General features: G+C 38.9%; 4 protein-coding genes. All 4 read left to right on the top strand.

Features of this window, described 5'->3' with window-relative positions; all coding sequences use genetic code 11:
- Window positions 1-256, top strand: a 256-nt coding sequence (locus tag CI949_RS20340) for a hypothetical protein (protein ID WP_290769854.1), incomplete at its 5' end; no start/stop codon positions are given.
- 33 nt (window positions 257-289) lie between these two features.
- The gene (locus tag CI949_RS20335) at window positions 290-745 is read left to right on the top strand and encodes a RadC family protein (RefSeq protein ID WP_133505646.1); all 456 of its coding nucleotides are present in this window, start codon (window positions 290-292) and stop codon (window positions 743-745) included.
- A gap of 86 nt (window positions 746-831) precedes the next feature.
- Window positions 832-960 (top strand): hypothetical protein, encoded by a 129-nt coding sequence (locus CI949_RS20330; RefSeq protein WP_279512663.1) that lies wholly within the window; start codon window positions 832-834, stop codon window positions 958-960.
- Window positions 961-1,020: 60 nt separating this feature from the next.
- Window positions 1,021-1,914 carry a phage recombination protein Bet gene (gene bet / locus CI949_RS20325; RefSeq protein WP_290769850.1) on the top strand — a complete coding sequence of 298 codons (894 nt, stop codon included), beginning with the start codon at window positions 1,021-1,023 and terminating at the stop codon, window positions 1,912-1,914.
- Window positions 1,915-1,991 lie beyond the last annotated feature (77 nt).

Genomic DNA, 1,991 nt, shown 5'->3' with positions numbered 1-1,991 from the left:
GGCTGGAATAATGCTTAGGGTTAAACTCAGGGGACTGTCAGTGAGAGCTGATGGTCTCTTTTTTTATTTGGAGGTGAAAATTATGCCGGTTAATGGTGTCCCGAGTGATGAATGGAGAATAAAGAGAGCTTTAGGACCTTATGCTGAGCCAATGGATGAGGATGAGCTGGAGAAAGCAGCCAGACTGCTGCAGAAAAAGAAGAAAAGAACTGCAGCTTTAAGCAGCGATGATCAGGAATTTAAGATGCCCTTTTAAATGAATACTAAAAACATAAAGGAGATGAGAGTTATGGTAAATATTCAGAAGTTTAGTCTGAGAATTGTTAAGGAGTCAGGTGGAAGATATGACATTGATAAGTATGTAAGGAACCCATTTCAGGCAAGAGATCTCTTTGTTGAGGTAGTTGAACTTGACCGGAGAACAGAAGAGGTCTTTGCTATCGCTACCCTTGATGTTAAGAACAAGGTAACAGGGGTATTTGAGGTTTCTACAGGTACATTGACCTCAAGTCTTGTTACTCCCAGAGAGGTCTTTAAGAGGGCAATACTGCAGAATGCAGCGGGTATAGTTTTGGCTCATAATCATCCCTCTGGTGTGGCGGATGCAAGCAGTGATGATATCTCAATTACTAAAAAGCTGCAGAAGGCCGGTAAGATAATGGGGATTAATGTAGTGGACCATATAATCATCGGCAGCAGAGATAACTTTATCAGTATGCAGGAAGAGAATCTGATGACAGACTGAATCAGCAAAAGTTAATAACAGTTAATTAACCTGGCCGGCGCCGGGATTTTTTTATGTCTAAAAAGTAGAGAAAGGAGGTGATCAAGATGTATGTAAAGCAATGTCCTGAGTGTAATAAAAAATCCTACAGCTCCTGTAAAAAGGGTGAATGGAACTGTCCACACTGTGATCATGATCTAAGTGATGAAGAAGCTCAAAGACCTAAAGGAGACTAAATTATAATTGGAGGCCTGGATTAAATCTGGGTCTCCTTAAATTAAGAGGAGGAATAAAAAATGAGTGCAAAGAGTAAAGTTGTTGATATTAACAGAAAGAAAAAAGAACTGATTACTTTTACTGATGAGGAGCTAGAAACCCTGAGACGAACTGTTGCCGGAGATGCAAGCAGTGATGAGTTTAAGATGTTTATTTATCTGGCTAAAAACTATGGACTTGATCCTTTCAATAAGGAAATATTTTTCTGGAAGAAAGATGGTAAGCCAACAATTATGACTTCCAGGGATGGTTATCTAAAGATAGCTGATAGGCATCCCCAGTATGATGGGCTGATTTCAGATGTAGTTAGAGAAAATGATAAGTTTAGACGAAAAGAAACTGGAATTAATCATCAATATGGGACCAACCGCGGACAGATTGTCGGTAGTTACGCTTTAGTTTATAGAAAGGACAGAAGCTATCCCGTTTATATCTTTGCTCCTTTTAATGAGTATCAGGCTGATTCTAAGATCTGGGAGCAGTATCCTTCAGCTATGATTCTTAAAGTAGCTGAATCAATGGCTTTAAAGAGGGCTTTCAGTGTCTCTGGTCTTGTTTCCAGGGAAGAAATGGCTGTACAGCAGCAGAGTGATTATAACTTTGATGAGATTCCATTCAGCCAGGTACAGGGTAAGAAGAAAAAATGTAAGACTCAGAAAGATGAAACTTTGAAAAAAGATCAAGTTAAGTCTCTAACTGAAAGAGAACTTGCTATTAAAGAAATAGTTGGTGATGCTCCTAAGCTGAAAGAGGATCTCTATAATTACCTCAGACATGTAAAAAGAGAAAAAGGTATAGACCGCAGCAAAAAGATATCGATTAACAGTTTAAGTAAGGATCAGTTTGAGCAGCTGAAGTCTATCTTAAATACATTTAGTAGGTTAAGTGCTCAGGAAAGGAAGGAAATCTCATGAATAAACTAACCATATGTGCTGTATTGATGGCAGTACTGGTTCTGACAGCAGCAATTCTAGCTCAGACAGGTCCAGAT

Source organism: Halanaerobium sp. (assembly GCF_003070835.1).
The sequence above is the reverse complement of the archived record's forward strand: the minus strand, read 5'-3'. Positions and strand labels throughout refer to the sequence as shown.

Excerpts from the sequence above, each read along its gene's own strand:
- bet (WP_290769850.1), top strand. The coding sequence starts at position 1,021 with ATGAGTGCAAAGAGTAAAGTTGTTGATATTAACAGAAAGAAAAAAGAA.
- CI949_RS20330 (WP_279512663.1), top strand. The coding sequence starts at position 832 with ATGTATGTAAAGCAATGTCCTGAGTGTAATAAAAAATCCTACAGCTCC.
- CI949_RS20335 (WP_133505646.1), top strand. The coding sequence starts at position 290 with ATGGTAAATATTCAGAAGTTTAGTCTGAGAATTGTTAAGGAGTCAGGT.